This is a genomic window from Allobosea sp., from assembly GCF_035944895.1.
Classification (GTDB): domain Bacteria; phylum Pseudomonadota; class Alphaproteobacteria; order Rhizobiales; family Beijerinckiaceae; genus Allobosea.
On record NZ_DASZAT010000006.1, the window covers coordinates 405,125 to 421,065 of the forward strand.

Annotated in this window: 14 protein-coding genes and 1 tRNA gene; 5 read left to right on the top strand and 10 right to left on the bottom strand. The window is 67.2% G+C overall.

Going from position 1 to position 15,941, the window contains the following annotated elements; genetic code table 11:
- Nucleotides 1-24: 24 nt before the first annotated feature.
- From VGV58_RS10470 to VGV58_RS10480, 3 genes are all read right to left on the bottom strand, one after another.
- Nucleotides 25-101, bottom strand: a tRNA-Pro gene (locus VGV58_RS10470).
- 122 nt (nucleotides 102-223) lie between these two features.
- Nucleotides 224-1,375, bottom strand: coding sequence for a M24 family metallopeptidase (locus VGV58_RS10475; RefSeq protein ID WP_326873944.1), 1,152 nt, complete (start codon nucleotides 1,373-1,375; stop codon nucleotides 224-226).
- A gap of 12 nt (nucleotides 1,376-1,387) precedes the next feature.
- Nucleotides 1,388-2,182, bottom strand: coding sequence for a transporter substrate-binding domain-containing protein (locus tag VGV58_RS10480; RefSeq protein WP_326873945.1), 795 nt, complete (start codon nucleotides 2,180-2,182; stop codon nucleotides 1,388-1,390).
- Nucleotides 2,183-2,339: 157 nt separating this feature from the next.
- Between VGV58_RS10480 and VGV58_RS10485 the strand changes: the two genes are divergently transcribed.
- On the top strand, nucleotides 2,340-3,056 hold the full coding sequence (locus VGV58_RS10485; RefSeq protein WP_326873946.1) for an IclR family transcriptional regulator: 717 nt from the start codon (nucleotides 2,340-2,342) through the stop codon (nucleotides 3,054-3,056).
- Nucleotides 3,057-3,080: 24 nt separating this feature from the next.
- Here VGV58_RS10485 and VGV58_RS10490 read toward each other — a convergent pair whose 3' ends face one another.
- Nucleotides 3,081-3,566: a DUF192 domain-containing protein gene (locus tag VGV58_RS10490; RefSeq protein WP_414643943.1), complete on the bottom strand. Its 486-nt coding sequence runs from the start codon at nucleotides 3,564-3,566 to the stop codon at nucleotides 3,081-3,083.
- A gap of 283 nt (nucleotides 3,567-3,849) precedes the next feature.
- On the opposite strand from VGV58_RS10490, the gene VGV58_RS10495 reads away from it, so the two are divergent.
- Entirely contained in the window at nucleotides 3,850-5,754 is a 1,905-nt protein-coding gene (locus VGV58_RS10495; protein ID WP_326873947.1) for a hypothetical protein, read from the top strand.
- A gap of 106 nt (nucleotides 5,755-5,860) precedes the next feature.
- Entirely contained in the window at nucleotides 5,861-6,448 is a 588-nt protein-coding gene (locus VGV58_RS10500) for a CatB-related O-acetyltransferase (protein WP_326874124.1), read from the top strand.
- Between the two features lies 1 nt (nucleotide 6,449).
- Here the strand turns inward: VGV58_RS10500 and VGV58_RS10505 are convergent, their stop codons facing one another.
- Genes VGV58_RS10505 through aspS form a run of 4 tightly spaced genes read right to left on the bottom strand, consistent with a single transcriptional unit; the run spans nucleotide 6,450 to nucleotide 9,873 of the window.
- Nucleotides 6,450-7,367: a glycosyltransferase family 2 protein gene (locus VGV58_RS10505; RefSeq protein WP_326873949.1), complete on the bottom strand. Its 918-nt coding sequence runs from the start codon at nucleotides 7,365-7,367 to the stop codon at nucleotides 6,450-6,452.
- A gap of 43 nt (nucleotides 7,368-7,410) precedes the next feature.
- Nucleotides 7,411-7,710, bottom strand: a complete 300-nt coding sequence (locus tag VGV58_RS10510; RefSeq protein ID WP_326873950.1) for a hypothetical protein — start codon at nucleotides 7,708-7,710, stop codon at nucleotides 7,411-7,413.
- A 6-nt stretch (nucleotides 7,711-7,716) separates the two neighbouring features.
- Nucleotides 7,717-8,088, bottom strand: coding sequence for a hypothetical protein (locus VGV58_RS10515; RefSeq protein ID WP_326873951.1), 372 nt, complete (start codon nucleotides 8,086-8,088; stop codon nucleotides 7,717-7,719).
- Between the two features lie 6 nt (nucleotides 8,089-8,094).
- A complete protein-coding gene (gene aspS, locus VGV58_RS10520) occupies nucleotides 8,095-9,873 on the bottom strand; it encodes an aspartate--tRNA ligase (protein WP_326874125.1) in 1,779 nt (592 codons plus the stop codon).
- A 141-nt stretch (nucleotides 9,874-10,014) separates the two neighbouring features.
- On the opposite strand from aspS, the gene rnd reads away from it, so the two are divergent.
- Together rnd and VGV58_RS10530 are read left to right on the top strand one after the other, a co-directional pair.
- Nucleotides 10,015-11,154, top strand: coding sequence for a ribonuclease D (gene rnd, locus VGV58_RS10525; RefSeq protein WP_326873952.1), 1,140 nt, complete (start codon nucleotides 10,015-10,017; stop codon nucleotides 11,152-11,154).
- 115 nt (nucleotides 11,155-11,269) lie between these two features.
- Nucleotides 11,270-12,046: a bestrophin-like domain gene (locus tag VGV58_RS10530; protein WP_326873953.1), complete on the top strand. Its 777-nt coding sequence runs from the start codon at nucleotides 11,270-11,272 to the stop codon at nucleotides 12,044-12,046.
- A 15-nt stretch (nucleotides 12,047-12,061) separates the two neighbouring features.
- Here VGV58_RS10530 and ppx read toward each other — a convergent pair whose 3' ends face one another.
- Together ppx and VGV58_RS10540 are read right to left on the bottom strand one after the other, a co-directional pair.
- Nucleotides 12,062-13,624, bottom strand: coding sequence for an exopolyphosphatase (gene ppx / locus VGV58_RS10535; RefSeq protein WP_326873954.1), 1,563 nt, complete (start codon nucleotides 13,622-13,624; stop codon nucleotides 12,062-12,064).
- Nucleotides 13,560-15,776: an RNA degradosome polyphosphate kinase gene (locus VGV58_RS10540; protein ID WP_326873956.1), complete on the bottom strand. Its 2,217-nt coding sequence runs from the start codon at nucleotides 15,774-15,776 to the stop codon at nucleotides 13,560-13,562. The genes ppx and VGV58_RS10540 overlap by 65 nt, the downstream gene beginning before the upstream one ends.
- Between the last annotated feature and the right edge of the window lie 165 nt (nucleotides 15,777-15,941).

The following is a 15,941-nucleotide window of genomic DNA, read 5'->3' on the forward strand; positions in this document are numbered from 1 at the left end:
CCTCGCCTTCCGGCAAAGCCAAAATGGTCGGGGCACCAGGATTCGAACCTGGGACCCTCTGCTCCCAAAGCAGATGCGCTACCGGGCTGCGCTATACCCCGAATATCCCGCAAGTGCATGGAATCACTTGCCGAACCGCCACAGCATCCTTGCGGGATGCAGCGACGCGCTACGCCATAGCATCGAACTGGCGGGATGGGAACAGCTCACGCAGCCGCAGTGCCTAGACGACGATCAGGTCGCGCGGGCTCCGTGTCAGCAGTTCGCAGCCATCGCGGGTGACGAGGACGTTGTCGATGATGCGCGCGCCCAGCCCTTCCTCGTGCAGGAAGACCGGCGGCTCGACGCTGACGACCATGCCGGCCCGCAAAGTATAACGGCTGCCACCGATCATGTGCATCGGCTCGCCCCAGCTCGGCGGGAAGCCCGGCGCCAGCCCATAGCCGGAGGTGTGGACGCGGCCATGCTCGAGGCCGGCCGCGCCGATCACGCGTTTGGCCGCCTCGTGCGGCGCGGTCGCAGGCACTCCGTCGCGAATCTGCGCGATGCAGGCATCGCAGGCACGGCGAGCAATCTCGTAGAGCTCGCGCATCCTGGCGGTCGGCTGGCCGAGACAGAATTGCCGGCCGAGCGTTGCGGTATAGCGCCGAAAGGTCGCGCCGTATTCGACGCTGCCATAATCGCCGGTTCGTAGCCTTCGCTCGGTCGGGGCGCCGTGGCTGTAGCAGGAGCGCTCGCCGGAGACGAGATTGATCGGGCTCGCGGCAAGGCCGCTGCCGCGCGCCAGCAGCGCGCCATAGACCTCGCCGGCGACCTCGAGCTCGCTGCGGCCGGAGCGCAGCGCCGCGCCGAAGACCGCCAGCGTTTCGTCCGCGATCGCCGCCGCCCGTCTGATGTAGCCGAGCTCGGCCGGCGATTTCACCAGGCTGAGATCGTGGACGAGATTGGTCGCCTCGACGAGGGCCGAGCCGAAGAGCTCGCGAATCGCAACGTAATGCTGCGGATGGAGGTAATAGGCCGGCACCTCGACGCCGACGCGGCCCGCGAGCACGCCAAGCTCGTCGGCGATGCCAGCGAATCGCGGTAGCGGATCCTCGTTCTCATTGCCGCCGAAGGTCTCCAGTCGATCGACGAGTGCATCGTCGAGTATCTCGGCCCGCTCGCCCTCGCGCGCCATCATCACCAGCGGCCCGTCCGCCGCGGGAACCAGCAGGCACTGGAATTCCTGATAGCTCTTGGCGTCGGAGCCGGTCAGCCAGCGGATCGAGACGGGATGGAATAGCACGAGCCAGCCCAGCCCCTGCTCCGCCATCGCCCGCCTGACGCGAATGCGCCGCTCGGCGAACTCCTCGGCCGTGAAGTCGTGCCGCGACATCGCGCGCCGCCTTCAGAGGGCCGGCAGCGGCTGCATCGGGCCGCCCAGCCACTTCTTGTGGAGCTCGTCGAGATCGCCGTTCAGCGTGCTCTGGAAGATCAGCGTGTCGAGCCAGCGCAGCAGGTCATGCTCGCCGCGCCGGATGGTGATGTGAGCCGGCGCACGCCGCAGGGCGAATTTGAAGTCGAACTCCTTGCTCGGGTTCTGCTTGGCGAGCGCGACCACGACGACACTGTTGGCGGCGAGCAACTGCGCATGGCCGGAGAGATAGGCCTGCACTGCCGTGGCATTGTCCTCGGTGCGCATGATGTCGGCCGAGGGCGCCAGCGCCGAGAGGACGAGGTCCTCGGTCGTGCCCTTGGCGACGGCGATGCGACTCTTGCCGAGATCGGCGCCGGATTTAACTGCCAGCGACTTCGCGCCGTAGACCGCCAGCGAGGTGTCGGCATAGGGCGCGCTGAACATCACCTGGCGGGCGCGCTCGGCGGTGATCGACATCGCCGCGATGTTCATGTCGGATTTGTCGGTGAGCAGGAAGGGGATGCGGCTCGCTGCCGGCACCGGCACGAGCTCCAGCTTCACGCCGAGCGACTTGGCGACGAGCTTGGCCATGTCGACGTCGAAGCCCTCGAGCTCGCGATTGGCGTTCATCATGCCGAAGGGCGGCACATCGGCGAAGACGGTGACGCGCACCACGCCCTTGGACAGAATGTCGTCGAGCTTGTCGGCATGGGCTTCGAGGCTGGCGACCAGCCCCACGAACAGGCCAAGGGCGGCAAACAACGTCGATCTGAAACCGCGTGCCATGATGCTCCCCCGATGTGTCGTTGGCGCCGGCCGCTTCTGCGACCGGGTGGCCCTGTCGCGCCCGCTCTCCCGACCGGCACAATGATGACCTAGCGGAATGCTATCGGTTTCGTATATGCAGTCAAGCTTCGCTAATAAATCAAACCGGAGACGTCAGATGACGCCCGAACCCGCTTCCGGTGCCCCCGCCCGCCCCTATCCAGCGCCCGCTCTGGAAAAAGGCCTGGAGATCATCGAGTTGCTGGCCATGGCGCAGACGCCGCTTTCGGCACGGACGATCGCGGAGCGGCTCGGGCGCTCGAAGAACGAGATCTTCCGCATGCTGTTCGTCCTGATCGAGCGCGGCTATCTCGACCGCGATCCGGCAACCGACGAGATCGCGCTCAGCAACCGCCTGTTCGAGCTCGGCATGCGGGTGCCGCGCGCCCGCGATCTGGTCGAGGTCGCAACGCCGGCGCTGGAGGCGCTGAGCGAAACAATCGGCCAATCCTCGCATCTGGTCGTGCTGAGCAAAGCTGAGACCGTGGTGATCGTCGCCGTCGCCGGGCCGGGCGACATCAATTTCACGCTGCGGCTGGGCTATCGCCGGCCCGCTTCCGCCTCGACCTCCGGCCAGGTCATTCTCGCCTTCCGGGATAGCGCCGGCGTGGATCCAGAGCTGGCGGCAATCGCTGCGGACGGCTTCCTGATCGCCGACAGCCACGACGTCGTCGGCGTGACCGACATCAGCGCGCCGATCCTCGACCGCAAGGGCCAAGCGATCGCCAGCATCGTCGTGCCCTATCTGAACCGGCGCGAGGCGCGCCCGCAGCATCGCGAGGCGCTGGCGGCTTTGCTCGCCGCCTGCCGCGCCATTTCCGCAGAGCTGGGCTGAGCCGGAAGCCCGGCCCAGCAGATATCAGCGCTTGAACAGCGGGTGCTCGACCTTGTCGCCGGGCTTGATGCCCAGCTTCTCGGCGATGCCGGCATTGAGCTCGAGCACCGACAGCACCGGCTCGCCGGAGGGAATCGTCCGGGTCGAAAGCGGCTCGGCCCGCTCGGCGATGCGCGCGACCGTGCCGTCGGCGCGGATGAACAGCATGTCGAGTGAGATGTAGGTGTTCTGCATCCACATCGCGACCGGCTCGACCTGCTTGAAGTCGAAGAGCATGCCGCGATCGGCCGGCATGAACTGGCGGTGCATCAACCCGCGCGCGCGCTGGTCCGGCGTGCGCATGACCTCGACCTGGAAGGCGTGGCGTCCAGAGCTCGTAACGATGGCGAGCTGCTCCAACCCCGCAGCAGGCGCGCCCTGCGCTTCGGCGGATTTAGGCAGCATGGCGAAGGCGCCCACGACCAGCACGGCGGCAAAGACGCCCCGCAGCACACGTTCCACAACAGACATCATCGCGCCTCGCGCCCGATAGGCCATCCCCGCCGCAGCCTTGCCGCGACCTCGTGGCGGTTCTGGGGCCAATGGCATGATACAGCGGCTCGCCGTCAAGCTTTTCGCCGATCGGGCCCGCTCGCATCTTCCTTTCGCCGTCGCCTTGCGGCAGGGTCTGCGCCGACTTCCCACCGGAAGTGAATTCGCCGCGCCCTCGGCGAATCCGCCTCTGACGCCGCCAATCGGAGCTTGGCCCGGGCTATGCGCTCGCGGGCCTCGACGACGCTTCAGGAGACCATCAATGACGATCTTGTCCGGCCGCCGCCTCGCCAGCTTCCGGCCGCTGTCCACCACAGCCCTGCTGCTTGTCCTGCTCAGCGGTCCTGCCTCCGCCGCTGACTTCCAGCTCGACAATCTGAAGCTCGATTTCGGCAAGTTCGTCGTGTCGATCCCGAAGCTCGACGTGAAGGGCACACCGCTCGACCGCGACAGCTTCCGCGCGCTGCTTCTCTCGGGCACCAGCGCTAACCCGGCCGGCGGCGTAGCGGGCGCAATCGCCGGCGCGAGCCAGGCTGTCCAGCCCGGCGAAAGCGCAATCGCCCGGCTCGGCAAGCTCACGGCCAGCGAGATCAGCGCCCCGATCCTGGTGATGGAGCAGAATTTCGGCCCGCAAAAGCAGGTCACCACCTATCGCAACATCAAGTTCTTCGACATCAGCGAAGGCCGGATCGGACGCGGCGAATCGAGCGACGGCACGATCAAGGTCGAGGGCGCGGCCACCGGCCCGATGAACGGCGAGATCAAGCGCACCAGCTTCGAGGTGCTCGATCTGATGCAGATCGCCCGCATCTTCGCCGAGAAGGCCAAGCCCGGCGAGACCGCTCCGCTGCAGCCGATCATCGGCAAGATCGACCAGGATGGCTACGTCCTCGATCTCGGCGAGCAGGGCAAGGTCACCGCCGGCAAGGCCTCGATGCGCGGCTTCAAGGCGCGCGTAGCCTCCGAGCCGATGGGCGAGCTGCTGACTCGAATCGCCGAGCTCAGTGACGAATCGGAAAAGGCCTCGCGCAACCTCAACAGCAAGGAAGACCCGGCGATCAGCGAGGCGCGCGACCGCAAGCTCCTCGTCGCGATGGCAGAGATCTTCGACGCCGTCGACTACGGCAGCGGCGAGGTCCGCGACATCGTGATGGCGCTGAAGACACCGCCCAAGCCCGGCGCCAAGCCGGAGCCGGTCGACATGCGCTTCTCGCGCATCGCCTTCGGCGAGGACGCGCCTGAGAAGTCGGGCGTCGCCATCGAGGGGTTGCAGTTCGAAGGCAGCGGCGCCAAGGGCGTCATCGGCCTCATCGGCTATTCCGGCTTCTCGCTGGAAGGTGTCATCCGCGAGGTCAAGGCCGTCGCCAACTCCGCAGTCGACATCAAGGCGCTCGACTTCCGCCGCTTCATCCCGAAGCTCGGCACGGTCAGGGTAAGCGGCGTGCAGATGAGCGTGCCGCAGGACGGCAAGCGCGGCCGCCCGGCCGGCCCGCCGCTCCAGGTCGGCCTCGGCAATTTCGAGCTCAAGGCCGGCGAGCAGCTCAACGGCATCCCGACCGACATGACGCTGACGCTCGACAAGATCACCTTCCCGATCGTCGAGAGCGCTGACAACCCCGCCGCCAAGGACCTGCTGGCGATGGGCTACCGCAATATCGATCTCTCGGCGAAGCTTGCGCTGGCCTGGCAGGAGGCGAGCAAGGAGTTCGCCATCCGCACGCTCTCGCTCGGCGGCGCCGGCATGGCCAAGCTCGACGCCACGGGCATGCTCGGCAATATCGGCAAGGAGGTCTTCACCGGCGACCTCGCCTTGGCGCAGGTCGCGCTGCTCGGCGCCACCGCCAAGAATGTCGAGCTGAAGCTGCAGAATCTCGGCCTCGCCGAGAAGCTGGTCGAGAACGAGGCGAAGAAATCGAAGCGCAAGGTCGAGGACGTCCGTCGCGAATACGGGATGATGGCGAGCCTTGGTCTCGCGGCCATCCTCGGCCCGTCCGATGGCGCCAAGGCGCTGGCGAACGCGGTCGCCCGCTTCGTCGCCAAGCCGGGCACGCTGACGGTGAAGGCCACCGCCAAGACGCCCGCCGGTCTCGGCCTCGCCGATGTGATCGCGCTGGGCGAGCCGACGGAGATCTTCGACAAGATCAACGTCGACGCCACGGCGGAGTGAGGTCGGCGCGTTGAGCTCGCCTATCCTGCCTGCTCCGGACACCGACTGGCGTCCGGGTGCCCTCGCCACCTGGTGGGCCGGTCTCCCGACCGGCCCACGCGGCTTTCTGCGCCGCTGGATCAATCCGCATAACCAGACGCGCCTTCATCTCGCCAATCTGGTGGCTCGGCGGCCGGGCCAGATCACGATCGGCGCCTATTCCTATGGCCGGCCAAAGGTGCGCTTCGCCGAGAGCGGCGCGAAGCTGACGATCGGCCGCTATTGCTCGATCGCCGATGGGGTCGAGATCCTGCTCGGCGGTAACCACCGCACCGAATGGGCGACGACTTATCCCTTCTCCGCCATGCATCGCCTCTGGCCCGATGCCGCTGGTCTGGACGGAGCCGATGTCTCACGCGGGGACGTCGTCATCGGCTCCGATGTCTGGCTGGGCTCGCAGGCGCTCATCCTCTCCGGCGTCAACATCGGCCATGGCGCGGTGGTAGGCGCACGCGCGGTGGTGACCAAGGACATACCGCCCTATGCGATCGTCGCCGGCAATCCAGCCCGGATCGTGCGCTACCGGATGAGCGAGGAGCGCATCGCGGCGCTGCTACGCGGCGAATGGTGGATGCTCCCGGAAGCCGAGGTCAGGCGGCTCATTCCGACACTTCTGTCCGAACGGATCGAGGCCCTGCCCGGCGCAGCGCCCTAGATCATCGCGAGACAGGGTTCGCATCGGCATGGATCGGCTGCTTGCTCAGTCCCTGTCGCGCCAGCGCGCTGCGGCCGGCCCTGCCAGCAAGCGCGCCCAGGGCCGAGCCGGCATGAGCGTACATCTTGTCGCGATTCAGGATCAGGCCGTAACCGATTGCCTTGGCGAGGTTTTCGGCGATTTTTCCTGAACCGGGCGGCGGCAGCCCCCATTTGCGCGCAACATGATATTCCGACCAGGCGAGATGCCAGCGCGCCGTGAAGCGTCGCTGCGGCAAGGGTGCGCTCGACTTGCCGCGCCCGTGTCGGGCATGGGCTGCATCGACATGGACCAGCGCCTGTCCCGCCTCGCGCAGGCGACGGCAGAGATCGTCATCCTCGTAGAACAGGAAGATCGCGGGATCGAAGCCGCCGAGCCCCAGGAAGGCCTCGCGCCGCAGCAGCAGGCAGGCGCCAGACAGGAAGGGCAGGCAGGCATCGCCCTCCGGCAGGACGATTCGGCGCGCCCGGTTGAGGTGATCGGGCGAGAGCAGCGAGCGCGGCTGCAGGAAGACCCGCCCCGACGGCTCGACCAGGCGCGGCGCAAAGGCGGCCGCATCGGGATAAGCCTCCGCCGCCGCCAGCAGGGCTGCGACCGCTCCGGGCTGGATTTCGAGATCGGGATTGACGATCAGGACGAACGGCGTCCTCGCCGCGCCTACACCCTGGTTATTGGCGCGGCCATAGCCCTCGTTGCGCTCGTTGCGCAGGACCTGGGCTCCGCTCCGCGCCGCGACATCGACCGAAGCGTCGCTACTGGCATTGTCGACGACGATGGCGGCAACGCCCTCGCCTGCCAGCGCGGCGAGGCAGGCCGGCAGCACCTGCTCGCTATCGAAGCTGACGACGATGGCAGTGACGTCGGTGGCGGAAAAACTCATGGCCTGCATCTGCGCGGGATGAGCGGCACGAGGCAAGAGGCGATCAGCGTCGCGCCTCGAGGCGCAGCTCCTGCTGGAGCCGCTCGCGTTCGAACGCCTCGCAGCGACGCGGCGCGTTGTAGGACTTCACCGCATAGCTCGCATTGGCGGCAACGAAGCGGCCGCGCTGCTCGGCCGGCAGGCGCGCGATGATCCGGCCGCGATCAACCCTCAGCCCGCAATCATAGGCCCGCGAAACCTGCGCGGCCGTGAACTCGGGCGTGCCGGGCATCGGTCCCACGGCGGCGCAGCCGGCGAGGCTCGCGGCCGCGAGCGCGACAAGGCTGGGCTTCAGGGCAGGCATGGACGATCAGGGCCCCTCGAAACGGCCGGCGCGGACATCGTTCATCTTGCCTCGCAACGTCGCCCGCTCTTCAGCGGTGCAGGGCTGCGGGCGGATATCCTGATTGATCGTCTCGGCCTCGGAGATCGAGACATAGGCCGAGCGGGCCGCGGCAAGCTGGTCGTCGCTCGCCCCGCGCGCCTTCTCGGCGGCGAGGAAGCGGTCCAGCGTCGTGCGCTGGGGCGAGCCGGCCTTGCAGGCGATGGCACGCGATACGGTCGTCGCCAGCAGGGAGGCGCGCCCGGCGGCGGTGTCGGCATGGCCGGCAACGCAGGCCCCGAGCGGCAGCGCGACGAAACAGGCGAGCAAAATGGCTCGCCCGGCAGACAGGAAGGCCATGGTCGCTCAGCCTTCCTTTTCGGGCAGGTTCACGCGCAGATGCGCTTCGCGCAGCTGCTTCGGCGTCGCCGGCGAAGGCGCACCCATCAGGAGGTCGACGGCCTGCTGGTTCATCGGGAACAGCGCGACCTCGCGCAGGTTGGTCGCGCCGGCGAGCAGCATGATGATGCGGTCGACACCGGCGGCCATGCCGCCATGCGGCGGCGCGCCGTACTGGAAGGCCCGGTACATGCCGCCGAAGCGCTCGATCACCGTCTCCTCGCCATAGCCCGCGATCTCGAAGGCCTTCACCATCGCCTCGGGGCGGTGGTTGCGGATGCCGCCGGAAGCGAGCTCATAGCCGTTGCAGGCGATGTCGTACTGGAAGGCCTTGATCGCCAGCGGATCGTCTTCGAGCAGCGACTTCAGGCCGCCCTGCGGCATTGAGAACGGGTTGTGCGAGAAGTCGACCTTCTTCTCGTCCTCGTTGTACTCGAACATCGGGAAGTCGACGATCCAGGCGAAGGCGAAGGCGTTCTCGTCGATCAGCCCGAGCTCGGAGCCAACCTTGTTCCGGGCGCTGCCGGCGAACTTGTAGAACTTGTCGGGATCGCCCGCTGCAAAGAAGCAGGCGTCGCCGGCCTTCAGGCCCATCTGCTCGACGATCGCGGCGACGCGCTCGGGGCCGATGTTGTTGGCGATCGGGCCCTGCCCTTCGCCGCCTTCCTTGACCATCAGATAGCCGAGGCCGGGCTGCCCCTCGCCCTGCGCCCAGGAGTTCATCCGGTCGCAGAAGGCACGGGAGCCACCGCCCGGTGCGGGAATCGCCCAGACGCGGTTCTTCTCGCCCTCGAGAATGCGGGCGAAGACCTTGAAGCCCGAGCCGCGGAAATGCTCGGAGACGTCCTGCATCTCGATCGGGTTGCGCAGGTCGGGCTTGTCCGAGCCATACTTGCGAAGCGCTTCGGCATAGGGGATGCGCGGCCAGTCGCGGGTGACGGACTTGCCCTCACCGAACTCCTCGAAGACGCCGGCGATCACCGGCTCCATCGTGGCGAAGACGTCCTCCTGCTCGACGAAGCTCATCTCGACGTCGAGCTGGTAGAACTCGCCCGGCAGACGGTCGGCGCGCGGGTCCTCGTCGCGGAAGCAGGGCGCGATCTGGAAGTAGCGGTCGAAGCCCGCCATCATCAGGAGCTGCTTGTACTGCTGCGGCGCCTGCGGCAGGGCGTAGAACTTGCCCGGATGCAGGCGGCTCGGCACCAGGAAGTCGCGCGCACCTTCAGGCGAGGACGCGGTCAGGATCGGCGTCTGGAATTCGGAGAAGCCGGAGGCCTGCATGCGCCGGCGCAGCGAGTCGATCACCCTGGTGCGCAGCATGATGTTGCTGTGCAGCTTGTCGCGGCGCAGGTCGAGGAAGCGATACTTCAGGCGGGTATCCTCGGGATATTCGAGGTCGCCGAAGACCGGCAGCGGCAGTTCGGCCGACGGGCCCAGCACTTCGAGCGCCGTGGCGAAGACCTCGACCGCGCCGGTGGCGAGGTTGGCGTTCTCGGTGCCGGCGAGGCGCGGCTTGACCTTGCCGTCGATGCGGATGACCCATTCCGAACGGGCCTTCTCGGCATCGGCGAAGGCCGGCGAGTCCGGATCGACCACGACCTGGGTCAGGCCGTAATGGTCGCGCAGGTCGATGAAGAGCACGCCGCCATGGTCGCGGATGCGATGGCACCAGCCGGAGAGGCGCACGGACGCGCCGATGTCGCTCTCGCGGAGCGCGCCGCAGGTGTGGGAACGGTAGCGATGCAGGGTCACGGGTTCAGCTTTCCGGGCGTCCATGCGGCCGTGGTCGGGCGCGCAAGCGATTTGGCGCCGTAACCACACGCGTGCGGCGCGGTTGTCAAGAACACCCGCGACATGGCGCGCTTTCATCTGCTAAGAGCGCCTGCCATGAAGCTGATCAATACCACCGCCGAGCTGGCTGATGCCTGCTCCCGCCTCGCCGCGCACCCGTTCGTCACCGTCGACACCGAATTCCTGCGCGAGACGACCTATTACCCGAAGCTCTGCCTGATCCAGATCGCCTCGCCGGACGAGGCCGTGATGGTCGATCCGCTGGCCGAGGGGCTCGATCTCGCCCCCTTCATGGCGCTGATGACCGACCAGAACGTGGTCAAGGTCTTCCATGCCGCCCGGCAGGACCTCGAAATCGTCTGGATGCTCGGCCGCGTGCTGCCGACGCCGCTGTTCGACACACAGGTCGCCGCCATGGTCTGCGGCTATGGCGACTCGGTCGGCTACGAGCAGCTGGTCAACGACCTCGCCAAGGCCCGCGTCGACAAGTCCTCGCGCTTCACCGACTGGTCGCGCCGCCCGCTCAGCGAGGCGCAGCTGGTCTATGCCGAATCGGACGTCACCCATCTGCGCGACATCTACCTCGCGCTGCAGGCCGATCTCGCCGCCAGCGGCCGCGAGAGCTGGGTCGCCGAGGAGATGGCGGTGCTGAATTCGCCCGGCACCTACGAGGTCAAGCCCGAGAACGCCTGGCAGCGGCTCAAGGGACGCCTGCGCAAGCCGAAGGAGCTGGCGGTGCTGATGGAGCTCGCCGCCTGGCGCGAGCGCGAGGCGCAGCATCGCGATGTGCCGCGCCAGCGCGTGCTCAAGGACGATGCGCTGATGGACATCGTCCAGCGCGCGCCCCGCTCCACCGAGGCGCTCGGTGAGTTGCGCTCCGTGCCGAACGGCTTCGAACGTTCGCGCGCCGGCGGCGAGGTGCTGGCCGCGATCGAGCGGGCGCTGGCGATCGATCCGCGCGACCTGCCCCGGCTGGAGCGCGAGCGCGGCCGGCCGGGCAACGGCGCCGTGCTCGACCTGCTCAAGGTTCTGCTCAAGGCGACCGCCGATGCCGAGCGCGTCGCACCGAAGATCATCGCCTCCACCGACGACCTCGAAGAGATCGCCGGCGACGACGAAGCGGATGTCCCGGCGCTGCATGGCTGGCGCCGCGAGATCTTCGGCGAAAAGGCGCTGGCGTTGAAGAACGGCTCGCTCTCGCTCAGAATCGTGCGCGGACGGGTCACGGTCGGGTAGACGGTCCCCACCGGGAAAGCCTGTTCCGGTCAATTCGGAAGGCGGGGCTTGTCCGGCGCGACGAAACTGAGGTCTGTTGCGATCGTTCGAGCGCTGACAGATTCTCGGGGGCGACGTGTTCATCCTGTTCCATGAATTGCCACTGATGGCGATGTTCCTCGCGGTGATCGCGCTGAGCCTTGCGGTGTGCTGGCTGCTGATCGGCCTCGTGCGCTTCGCGATCCCGCGGCTCGGCTATCGGCTGGACCAGCCGCTGCCGATCCGCGATTCCATCATCAACGCCTGCGGAGCGCTGTTTGCGCTGATCGTCGCCTTCTCAGCCGCCGGGATCTGGAACGATGCCGTGTCGGCGCGGACGGCGGTGCAGCGCGAGGCCGATGCGGTGGAGACCGCGCTGGCCCTTTCGGTGGTGCTGCCGGAGGCGACGCGGTCGGAACTGACCAATGGGCTGCAGGCCTATCTGCGCGAGGTCGTGGCGATCGACTGGCCGGCGATGGCCAAAAGCATGCCTCCCAGCGATGCGGTCTTCGATCAGTCGGAGAAGCACCTGCTCGGCGCCGTCCATCTGGTGTCCCGGCAGAATGGCGTGGCAGCCTATTCGGCGCTGCTCAACCAGCTTCTCGAGATCCGTCACGCCCGACAGGCGCGACTGGCTGCCTCGATCGCCGGCATCACCTGGGCGCAATGGTTCGCGATGTGGCTGATCTCGACGACGACATTGCTCGCGATCATCATCTGCAACAGCCATGCCCTACGCATGCAGATCGTGGCCGCGCATCTCTACCTGCTGGTCGCCTCGGCCGCCTATTTCGTCATCCTGGCGCACGACCGGCCCTTTGTCGGCCGGATCTCGATCCAGCCGACGGCGTTCCAGGGCTTGATCACGCGCTAGTTTCAGTCCCACCGCTCAGCGGATGTCGATCTCGCGCCCGAGCAGCTTGGCGAGCTGCTTCAGGCGACCGGTGACGCGTTCGCTCGCCAGCGACTTCAGGTCGTCCGGCAGGCGCAGGACGAGCCGGCTGTCGACGCAGGCCAGCGGCGCCCGCGACAGGATGCCCGGCATGCCGGCCGAGATCAGATAGGCGACCCTGAAGGCCGCAGCGAGAATGTGCATGCGCTCGAGCAGGCGCACCGTCAGCAAGCGCCGCAGCCCTTCGGCTGCCGGCGCCGAGGCCTTCAGGCCGGCATAGCGATAGAACGCCGTCAGCGCCAGGAAGGCGCGGCCGGCATGGTCGACGCCACTGAACGAGGCATGGGCAATGACGTTCAGCGTCTGCTCGCCGCGATAGTCGGGATGGGCGCGCCAGCCGATGTCGGAGAGCAGGCAGGCGGCGAGCTGCAGCCGCTGCAGCGCGGGATCGTCATGCGGATAGGCGCTGGCGACGAGCCTGTCGGTCCAGGCGATCAGGTCGGCCGCATGGCGCGGATCGCGGGCGCGCAGCTGGTTGTAGTCCTCGGCGCCGCGCAGCAGCGCGTCGGCGGAGCGCTCGCTTTCGTCGAGCTGCTCGTGCAGCAGGCCTTCGCGGACGCCATTGGCGGAGATCACGACATTGCGCGGCCGGCCGCGCTTGATGATCTGGTCGAGCACCAGCGCGCCATAGGCGAGTAGTGGACGCCGCGCCGAGGAGACCGCCTCGATCGCTTCCAGCATCGAGGCATCGGCGCGCTCGACCAGCCGGACAAAGTCGCTCGCCTCTCGCGCCGGCACGATATAGCCGTGCATGACATTGAGCGGGTAGCCCGACTGGCGCTGATGCAGGGTCGCGAGCGCACGCCAGGTGCCGCCGACGGCATAGAAATCGCGCCCGCGCATGGCGGCGAGCTGCGGATGATGGTCGAGATCGTCGCGAACGATTTTCTCGGCCGCCTTCATCGAGTTCTTCGAGCGGTCGATCAGGGCAAGGCCGCCGAGCGGCAGGCTGATCCCCGCCCCGACCTTGTCGCCGTCGACCGAGATCAGCTCCAGCGAACCGCCACCGAGGTCACCGACGACGCCATGCGGCTGGTCGAAGCCGGAGATCACGCCGAGCGCCGAGAGATAGGCTTCGCGGTCGCCGGAGATCAGCTCGATCGGCTGGCCGACGGCCGCTTCCGCCCGTGCGATGAAATCGGGGCCGTTCGAGGCATAGCGGGCCGCCGCGGTGGCGATGACCCTGAGCTCACCGACATGCATCGCCTCGCAGAGGATGCGGAAGCGCACCAGCGCCGAGAGCGCCTTGTCGATCGCATCCTGCGCCAGCATGCCGGTCGAGGCGACCTGCCGGCCGAGGCCCGCCATCTCCTTCTCGTTGAAGACCTGCGCGGGTGCCCGCGACAGGTTTTCATAGACGACGAGACGGACCGAGTTCGAGCCGATGTCGATGATCGCGATGGTTTCGTCGACGCTCAGCCGGCCCGAGGCCTGCTCAGGCCTTCTTGCCGGCGCGGCGGGAGAGGCTGCGTGGGCTCGAACTGGAGAGAGATTTGCCACGACCAGACAGACTCGGATTCGTCATGAAATACTTGTGGGCGTTGAACGACTCTTCGGCCGATGGCGGGACAATGCGTCGCGAGCCGCCGTCGGGCAAGATGGTCCAGCTCTGTTCGTTGTCGAGAAAGTTCGCCAGCATGATCTGTTCGAGCATCTGCTGGTGGACCGTCGCGTTCAGAATCGGCGTCAGCGCCTCGACACGGCGGTCGAGATTGCGCGGCATCAGGTCGGCCGAGGAAATGTAGAGCTTGGCCTTGGCCGAAGGCATGCCGTGGCCGGCGCCGAAGGCATAGACGCGGGTGTGTTCCAGGAAACGCCCGACGATCGACTTGACGCGGATATTGTCGGAGAGGCCTGGCACACCGGGCCTGAGGCAGCAGATGCCGCGCACGACGAAGTCGATCTGCACACCGGCCTGGCTGGCGTCGTAGAGGGCGTCGATGATCTCGGGATCAACCAGCGAGTTGCACTTGCCCCAGATCGCGCCCTTGCGGCCAGCCTTCGCATGCGCGACCTCCTCGGCGATGTCGTCGAGCAGGCGCTTCTTCAGGTTGACCGGCGAGACAGCCATGCGCTCGAGCTCTGCCGGCTCGGCATAGCCGGTGATGAAGTTGAAGACGCGGGCGACGTCCTGCGCCATCACCGGATCGGCGGTGAAGAAGGAGACGTCGGTATAGATGCGCGCCGTGATCGGGTGGTAGTTGCCGGTCGCGATATGGCAATAGGTCGCGAACTGGCCAGCCTCGCGGCGCACCACCATCGAGAGCTTGGCGTGGGTCTTGAGCTCGATGAAGCCGTAGACGACCTGGACGCCGGCGCGTTCCAGGTCCTTGGCCCAGCGGATGTTCGCCTCTTCGTCGAAGCGCGCCTTGAGCTCGACCAGCGCGGTCACCGACTTACCGGCTTCGGCCGCTTCCGCCAGCGCCTGGACGATCGGCGAGTTCGAGGATGTCCGGTAGAGCGTCTGCTTGATCGCGACCACATTGGGATCGCGTGCCGCCTGCTGCAGGAACTGCACGACGACGTCGAAGCTCTCATAGGGGTGGTGGACGATCAGGTCCTTCTGGCGGATCGCGGCGAAGCAGTCGCCGCCATGCTCGCGGATGCGCTCGGGAAAACGGGCATTGTAGGGCTTGAACTTCAGATCAGGCCGGTCGGCGCCGACGAGCTGGGAGAGCTCGTTGAGGGCGATCATGCCATCGACGACCACGACCTCGTCGGGATCGACCCTGAGCTCGCGGATGATCATGTCGCGCAGATGCGCCGGCATGTCGGCATGGAGCTCCAGCCGAATGACGACGCCGCGGCGGCGCTGCTTCAGCATGGTCTCGAAGACGCGGACCAGGTCCTCCGCCTCTTCCTCGATGTCGAGGTCGGAGTCGCGGATGATGCGGAAGGAGCCCGTGCCCTTGACCTCGTAGCCGGGGAAGAGCTTGCCGATGAAGAGCGCGACCAGATCCTCCAGCATGATGAAGCGCTGGACGCCCTCGCGGGCAAGGTCAGGCAGTTCGATGAAGCGGTCCATCTTCACGGGAACGCGGATCAGCGCGTCGAGCGCGCGTCCGTCGCTGACGCGCTCCAACGCCAGCGCAATGGTGAAGCCGAGATTGGGGATGAACGGGAAGGGATGGGCCGGGTCGATCGCCAGCGGCGTCAGCACCGGGAAGACATAGTGCAGGAAGCGGTCCTCCAGCCAGATGCGGTCCTGCGCGCCGATGTCGGCCGGGCGCAGCAGCACGATCCGGTTCGCCTCCAGGTCCTGCTTCAGCTCGGTCCAGCGGATCTGCTGGTCACGGGTCAGGGCCGCGACCCCCTCGCCCAGGGCTGCGAGCTGTTCGGCCGGGCTGAGGCCATCCTGGCTCGGCGTCACCACGCCGGCCTTGAGCTGCTCGCGCAGGCCGGAGACGCGGACCATGAAGAACTCGTCGAGATTGTTCGCCGAGATCGAGAGGAAGCGCAGCTGCTCCAGCAGCGGATGGTTGCGGTTGGAGGCCTCCTCCATCACGCGCCGGTTGAACTGCAGCCAGGACAGTTCCCGGTTCATGAACCGCTTCGGCGACTGCCGCAGCGCCTCGTCTAGATGAAGAACCGTCTCTGTCGCTACCGAGGCCTCAGCCTTCAGGACCGGCGCTTCCGCCACATCTTGGGTCATGCGCTTTGCTCTCGCTGTCGATGCCGCTCGTGCCACTGCCGGTCCTGTAGCTGTGCTGTGTGTCGGTTTGCTTGCAGCCGCAGCCGCCGTCCTCGCCTTGAAGCCACCGTAGCGTGACACTTCGATGACGGGCGAGGCCAAACGTCACATTTCATCAACGCATAC